This is a genomic window from Planctomycetia bacterium, from assembly GCA_034440135.1.
GTDB lineage: Bacteria > Planctomycetota > Planctomycetia > Pirellulales > JALHLM01 > JALHLM01.
Genome location: JAWXBP010000040.1, coordinates 20,644 through 27,585, shown reverse-complemented (window position 1 = coordinate 27,585; position 6,942 = coordinate 20,644). Strand labels below are relative to the sequence as shown.

Below are 6,942 nucleotides of genomic sequence, written 5' to 3'. Positions count from 1 at the left end.
CCAACGGGAAGTACGTGGAGGCGATACGCTCCCGCCGGCGAGCCAGGCCGGATTGCTCATAGCGAAAACGCCTCGCTCGTGAGCGCCTTGATTTCCGCATCGACGGCGAAGTACTGCCGCCGATGGACTGCCATTTCGTCGGCGGTCGGCCGACGCTCCATTCCCACCGGGGAACCGCACGCCGCCCCGCCGCCTGCTAGACTCAGGGGATGGGCTCACCCAAGAAATGGCGGTTCCATGGTCAACAACCCGCGCTATCGCTGGAAGCACATGATCGGCCCGCGCGACCTACGGCCGCCTTACGAAGGGCACTGGTATCCGTATTCGACGAACGGCTGTGGAATTGTCGACTTCATGGACTTCTGCGAAGCGGCCGGCTTCGAGTACATTCCCACGTTCCACATGGGCGAATCGCCGCAGGACATGGCGGACTTTATCGAGTACGCCAAGGGAGCGGCGGACACCGCGTGGGGACAAGCCCGCGTGCGCGACGGCCATCCCGCGCCGTACCAGCTGAAGTACTTACAGCTTGGCAACGAGGAACGCGTCGATCTGGAATTCGCCGAACGCTTCACCGCGCTTGCCAAGGCGATTTGGGCCGCAGACCCGGAGATCACGCTCGTCGTCGGCGACTTCGTGTACAGCAAACCGATCGTCGACCCGATTCAATTCTCCGGCGCCGCGTCCGGGATCACGAGCCTCGCGGGTCAGCAGCGGATCTTGCAGGTGGCCAAGGCGGCGAATCGCGAAGTCTGGTTCGATCTGCACGACTGGACCGACGCCGCGGAACTGGACGAGTCGTTCCAGGCGATGCTCACGTTTCAAGAGGCTTTGACGAAGCTCGCGGACGGCGCACCGTTCCAAGTTGTCGTGTTTGAGTTCAACGCCAATAGCCATGGACAACGCCGAGCATTGGGCAACGCCCTCGCCATCAATGCTATCGAACGGAACGGCCGGATTCCCATCGCCATCTCGGCGAATGGCCTGCAGCCGGACGGACAGAACGACAACGGCTGGGATCAGGGACTGCTGTTTTTCAATCCAGCGAAAACCTGGTTGCAGCCGCCAGGTCACGTAACGCGCATGATATCGCAACACTTTCAGCCGCGGCTGGTGCAGTGTGAAGTGTCGCCGGTCAAGCAACCGCTTGATATCAACGCGAAGCTCAGCGACGACGGCGGCACGCTAGTGATGCAAGTCGTGAACGCGTCGGCGCAGCAAGTCGAAGCGGTGGTCGAGCTAACGGGCTTCGCGCCGCGCGCACCGGCAGCCAAAGTGACCGAGCTCGCGGCGCCTCTCGAAACGGTGAATACCGCCGACGCCACGTACACGGTAACGCCACAATCACACGATTGGATGCACGAATGGAAGCATGGCAAAACGAAGGCCGCGTTTGCACCGCATTCGGTGACCATCATTCGCTGGCAATAACGGAACAGAACCAATATACACGCCGCGCCCGCCTTTTCGCCCACCAGAAGCGCCGGACAAATGGCATCACAAACTTCGCCCGCCGCCCCTTGAGAAGTCATTGAACTCCGCTATGATATTAGGTCCGTCGAGCCCTCGGGCGCGGCACACGCCTCCTTAGCTCAATCGGTTAGAGCATCTGACTCTTAATCAGAGGGTTGTAGGTTCGATTCCTACAGGGGGCACTGAACACGCTTGCAGTACATCGCGCGATGTCGTCAGCCCCGGCAAGACCGGGGCTTTTTTATGCGCACTTCGCGCGGCTTGAGGTCGCGATAGGCGATTGAATTAGTTGACCGGCTCGGCTACCGGCGCTTTCCACGCGCCGTCGAACAGTTCTTGCCGCGGGCGATACAAGCGGAGCACATAATTCCAACCTGGCATCGTGGGGAGCCAGTTCGTGGCCGTATCGTCGCCGCCGAACTGGATCGTGAACGAGCCGTCAGCGTTGGGCTTCGCGGTGATGTTGTTCAGCGTGTAGGCGTTCTTGGCGTTTTTCTTGAAGAAGCCGTCCTTGTTGTAAACGCTGACGGACCAGAATCCGTGGACCGGAACGTCTCTTCCCGTGAGTACCTGAGCGGTCATTCCGTGTCCGTCACGGAGCGCTGCGGAAAGGGCGTCATGCGGACAGTGATTCTCTACCGGAATTGTAGCGAATAGATCTCGCCACGCGCCTGGCGACCGCGCAAACGATCGTTTGCCACGCACGAAAAAAAATCGCCGCAGTTCGCGCTCGTTTGGGGAATTCGAACCGCTATTCTCTACAGAGCGGTTGGCGAAGGCAGGTCCGATTGACACCGTCGTGTTGGTACGACGCGTGTGCAATGCGGGGCTTGTCGCCACGCCCGCCGCCGATTCTTTTCCCATCGCGTCAATTCTGACGCGCCAGTTCCTCGAAGCGAGAGGTGTCGAATGCGAATCCTCAACGTGTCGCTGCTGATGGTTTGCGGGCTACTCGGCCCCGTCGCATTGGCCTCCGGCCAAAGAACGCGCCTGCCAGGTCCCCTTGGCGGAGCCGGTACGATGGGCGTGCGCGAGGTGTTTAACAACGGATTTGTGTCGCAAGTGACGGGCGCTTATGAGTCGTTGCGCAATATCTCGCCGACGGCGACCGTGCGCGACTATCAGGCCTCCCAAATCAACATTTTCGACACCGGCGAGCCGGACAATTTCCCGGGCGCCGTCAACTTCGAAGTCGTCCGCCAAGGCGATACGTTCCCCGGCGGCGTCGACAACCTGGCCCTCGTGGCGCATGGCCGGGTTCGCATCAGCGAAGAACAAGCCGGCGACTACACATTCCTGGTCAACAGTGACGACGCGTTTGAACTCTGGTTTCCGCAACGCAGCTTCAACACGGTTTCAGGAATTGGCACCGAAGTTACGGCCTATGGCTCCATGACTTACTTCAACGATCGCGCGCCAGCGACGTCGTTGGGCGTGATCAACCTTCCTGCCGGCGATTGGGACTTCGAATTGGTGTACAACGAATACGGCGGAGGTGCACAGGTGGAATTGGCCGCGGCGCAAGGTGTGCTGTTGGATGTTCCGCCTTTGGATGTCTCTGATTTTCAGCTCGTTGGCGCGCCAGGTCAAACTTATTCCGGGACCACGCCACGCGTTGGATCGGCGTGGGAAATTCGCGAAGTGCTTTCGCGCCCGGAATTCAGTCACGACATTTTTACGCTGGCCGAGGCGCGTTCGCTGCTCGACAATCCGGACAATGACGACTTGGTTTTCGAAGGTTCAGTCGAACGACTTGATCTTGCCGATCCGGATACGGCCTTCAATCACCTCGACACGTTTGACGGCGATCTGCCGTTCCTCAACGATCGTGGCTTGTTTCTCGACGAAGATCGGTTCGCCATGCGCGCCACGGCGTCGCTGGTGATTGAGACGGCCGGCGACTATACGATCGGCTTCAACAGCGACGACGGTGGCGAACTCACGATCGTTGGCGCCAGCTTTACCTCGATCAATAGCCCTTCGGGCGTGCTCATCACCAACGGTGGACAGTCGTTGACGGCGGATTTTCTGACCGCCTCGAGCTTAACCACGGCCGTGACCCATCTGGAGCCCGGCGAGTATCCGATTGAGTTTGTGATGTGGGAGTTGGGAGGCGGCGCCTTTGCCGAAGTGTTCGCGACCAGTGGAGCGTTGACAGAGTTGGATCCAGCCTTGTTCCGGATTCTGTCCACGACGAGCGAGACCGTCGTGGTGGAGCGCGAAGCTGGCCTCGAATTGGTCGAGCAACCGTTACCCAACGGCCCCGGCGATGCGGATGGCGACGGCGACGTGGACATTGAGGACCTGAACGCAGTCCGGGACAACTTCGGAGCGTTCGGTTCCGGCGACACCGACGGCGATTTCGACGTCGACATCACCGATCTCAACAACGTCCGCAACAATTTCGGCAACGACTACAACAATCCCGTGCCCGAGCCAGCTAGTCTCGCACTGGCGGTATTCGCCGCCGTGGGACTGCTGCTGAAGCGCAAGCGGCGGTGCGTCGGCCGAGGATGAGAACGCCGAACTGCGGCGGGCGCGTGCGCGATGAACTTCCTCACATCGCGGCGCGCCTGCGCAGGCGTTCGCAGCAGGGAAGATATAGGCGACAGCGCGGTTTTGTCCGGCCGTACGCGTAGCGTGCGCAGGCCGAATTGGTCGTCCCGTTCGACCGCCAAAACGAGGCAATCCCCGAGGGGATGGAGCGCGAAGGAGACAATGCGTTCCGCGTCTCCGCCGAGAGTCAGCAAGGCAGCGCCGGTGTCGATATCCCACAAGCGCAGGACTCCATTGTTGCCGAGACTTACGAGCGTGCGGTTGTCCGGCGCGATTCGCACGTCGAGGATCGGCGCGTGATGTCCAATACACTCGATAAGTCGACCGCTTTTACTCAGGTCCCAGCAATAGACGACTCCTTCAATGCCGCCCGCGGCGACCAGGCTGCCGTCCGGCGAACAAGTCGCGGCGAATACGACGTCAGTTGCGCCGCGGAGGACGGGCTGCGCCATGGCGGCATCCGCCCCATGCACAAGGATTTCCCGCGACGGCCTTTGATCGAGCCATATGTCCCCCTGGCTGGTGCGAAATGATCCCAGCCAGCCTTCGTGGCTGCCGCCGGAAAGCGATGTCGCTTCAGCTCCAGTCGTGCGATTCGTCCACCAGCATCTCAGCAGCCCATCTCGATGAACCTGGCGTTGGATCAAGAACTTGCCGTCCGTCGAAAACTGTAGGCGGACGCCGAGTTGCTCCATCGCCAACTCCGGTTCGCCCGTTGTCTGACCAGAGGCAACCAGTCGCGTGCGCACCTTTAAGTCGCTATCCGCCACGGCGATAGCGCGGGACTGCGGACAAAAGGCGATTGGCCAGCCCACGAAGAACGGCGCTCCGCTGGTAGCCTTGTCGGACAGACTCCCCAGCGACTCGCGCCAAAGTTCCTCCCGCGCGCCGGCGTCATACATCGCTAGCTGCAGCAGGCCGTCTGGTTGTCGTTCGACAACGGCCAACCATTTTCCGCAATCGGAAAAACGGACGGCCTCGATCACGCCGGTGAACGCCTCGTCGAAGGGCGCGCGATAGGTTGGCGACGGCCACCAACAGATGCTGCCGTCGTCAGCGCCGGAAACCAACAAGGACTCGTCCGGCGACAAGGCGAGGCTCAGCGTCGCCGCATTGCTCCCGAGCAGGCGCCGAGGAGTACCTGCGTTGCCGGCCAAAATGTGAGGTACGCTCCAACATTCAATGGCGCCATGGTCATACGCCGCGATGAGATCGTTGCCGTCGGCCGTGCAAATCAGCGAGCGCACGCGCGTGAGGGCGGGGACCTGTCCCGCGAGTCGCCCCAGTGTCGGATCCCAGATGCCGATCGCGTCGAGGCACGATTCGGCGACGTAACCGGATTCATAGGGGATACAGCAAATCGCACCCATGGAAATCCCGTTCGTTCGTCGCGCCTCCAGCACTTTCAGCGAGTGCGCATCGATACAGAATTGCATATTCTGGTAGCCGCTGGCGAACAGCCGTGAGTGGTCGGGATCGAAGGCGAGGGAGTCGACTTCCTTGGCGTAATCAACGCCGCCCCCTGCCACGTCCGCCGGTACGCCGAGCGGTTCGGAGATCCGATGTTCGCCCGTGGTCACGTCGATAACATGCACGACAGACCCCTTGCCGCCAACGGCCAGCCTCGATTCGCCGTCGCCCAGCCAGGTCGCGGCGAAGATGCGGCCGTTTTCAATCGCGTCCGCCTCGTACACTTTCGTCCAGTCGTCCGTGCGGTAAATGACCAAACGACCTAGCTCACAGGCGACGGCGAGCAACGCGCCATCGCCGGAAGGCTCAGCGAAATGGACTTCGCCATGGCCGACATCCAAGGATTGTTCGACAACCCATGTTTGCGCGTCCCAACAGAGCACGCGCCCGTCTTTCCCGGCCGAGTAAAGTCGCCGGCCGTCTGGTGAGAACCGCAATCGGCAGACGCCCGAGGTGTGAGCGATTTGACTGCGCTCGTATTCGTGGACGAGGCGTGCAAGCAAACGCCATTCGAGGCCGCAAGCCGCGCCGCCGCCGACCGCTTCTCGGGCCTGGCGCAACAACTGCAACACCTCTTGACGTTTTCCTAGTCGCAGCGCCTCCGCCGCCAGTTGAATCGCTCGGTCATATGCGCTGCGCGGGTCGACCAGTTTATGGCCGGTCGCCTCCGCGGACAGGCCCTCGCGCGGTGGCGAGGAAAGCGGTTGTTGTTGCTGAGCGGGAAACAAGCCGCCGACGAGGACGGCGGCGGCGATCCCGGATGCAAAGGCCCAGCGCAGCGGCCGCCGTCGCATAACGTTTGCCGGCGACTGTTCTAGGCACTTGTCGGTGCCCTGCTTCTTGATCGGCAAGCGGAGCGCCGGCAATGCCCGTCGCTTCATGATGGACATTGCTGGCCGCGTCACGTTCCCCAAGCCGCACGCGAGCGACGCCCACGCCTTTCAGGCCGGCGGGTACAAGATGCTGCTACAACTCTCCACCGATGGTTTTGCGGCCTACCCAGAGGCGGTGGACCTGGCTTTCGGTCCCTATGTCCGCTTTGGGACCATCCAGAAGGAATACCGCAACGCCAAGATCATTTACACGCCCAGCGAAATGGTCGGCACCAAACGGACGGGCATCCGTGGGATAAGCGGCCGGGAGTCGCGGACAATATGCACGTCGCATGTCGAGCGCCTGAACGGCACTCAGCGGCTGTTCATGAAGCGGCTCAACCGGCTGACGTACTGCTTCTCCAAGAAGCTGAAAAACCTCCAGGCCGCGTTCGCCATGTTCGCGGCCCACTACAACTATTGCTGGCAGACCCGGAAGCCCGGCAAGTCAGGGAAGAAACGCTCGACGGCTGCTATGATGGCAGGACTGGCCGGCCACGTCTGGAGCTTTGACAAACTTTTCGATGCCGTGCTGGCGTGAAATAGTCCGCGCTCAATCGTATAATGCCGC

4 protein-coding genes, 1 tRNA gene and 1 pseudogene are annotated in these 6,942 nt (G+C 61.3%); 4 read left to right on the top strand and 2 right to left on the bottom strand.

From position 1 onward, the window contains the following. Positions 1 to 237: 237 nt before the first annotated feature. Both SGJ19_02120 and SGJ19_02115 read left to right on the top strand, forming a co-directional pair. Entirely contained in the window at positions 238 to 1,431 is a 1,194-nt protein-coding gene (locus SGJ19_02120) for an alpha-L-arabinofuranosidase C-terminal domain-containing protein (protein ID MDZ4779032.1), read from the top strand. Between the two features lie 150 nt (positions 1,432 to 1,581). Beyond that, positions 1,582 to 1,655, top strand: a tRNA-Lys gene (locus SGJ19_02115). A gap of 103 nt (positions 1,656 to 1,758) precedes the next feature. Here the strand turns inward: SGJ19_02115 and SGJ19_02110 are convergent. Beyond that, a pseudogene (locus SGJ19_02110) lies at positions 1,759 to 2,040 on the bottom strand (DUF1214 domain-containing protein). Between the two features lie 342 nt (positions 2,041 to 2,382). Between SGJ19_02110 and SGJ19_02105 the strand changes: the two are divergent. Then, positions 2,383 to 3,990 carry a PEP-CTERM sorting domain-containing protein gene (locus tag SGJ19_02105; protein ID MDZ4779031.1) on the top strand — a complete coding sequence of 536 codons (1,608 nt, stop codon included), beginning with the start codon at positions 2,383 to 2,385 and terminating at the stop codon, positions 3,988 to 3,990. Here the strand turns inward: SGJ19_02105 and SGJ19_02100 are convergent. Next, the gene (locus tag SGJ19_02100; protein MDZ4779030.1) at positions 3,888 to 6,380 is read right to left on the bottom strand and encodes a WD40 repeat domain-containing protein; all 2,493 of its coding nucleotides are present in this window, start codon (positions 6,378 to 6,380) and stop codon (positions 3,888 to 3,890) included. The genes SGJ19_02105 and SGJ19_02100 overlap by 103 nt on opposite strands. Here SGJ19_02100 and SGJ19_02095 point away from each other — a divergent pair. Then, complete coding sequence (locus SGJ19_02095) at positions 6,379 to 6,912, top strand: hypothetical protein (protein ID MDZ4779029.1); 534 nt, start codon at positions 6,379 to 6,381, stop codon at positions 6,910 to 6,912. The two genes, SGJ19_02100 and SGJ19_02095, sit on opposite strands and share 2 nt — an antisense overlap. Positions 6,913 to 6,942 lie beyond the last annotated feature (30 nt).

Excerpts from the sequence above, each read along its gene's own strand:
- SGJ19_02100 (MDZ4779030.1), bottom strand. The coding sequence starts at position 6,380 with ATGAAGCGACGGGCATTGCCGGCGCTCCGCTTGCCGATCAAGAAGCAG.
- SGJ19_02095 (MDZ4779029.1), top strand. The coding sequence starts at position 6,379 with ATGATGGACATTGCTGGCCGCGTCACGTTCCCCAAGCCGCACGCGAGC.
- SGJ19_02105 (MDZ4779031.1), top strand. The coding sequence starts at position 2,383 with ATGCGAATCCTCAACGTGTCGCTGCTGATGGTTTGCGGGCTACTCGGC.
- SGJ19_02120 (MDZ4779032.1), top strand. The coding sequence starts at position 238 with ATGGTCAACAACCCGCGCTATCGCTGGAAGCACATGATCGGCCCGCGC.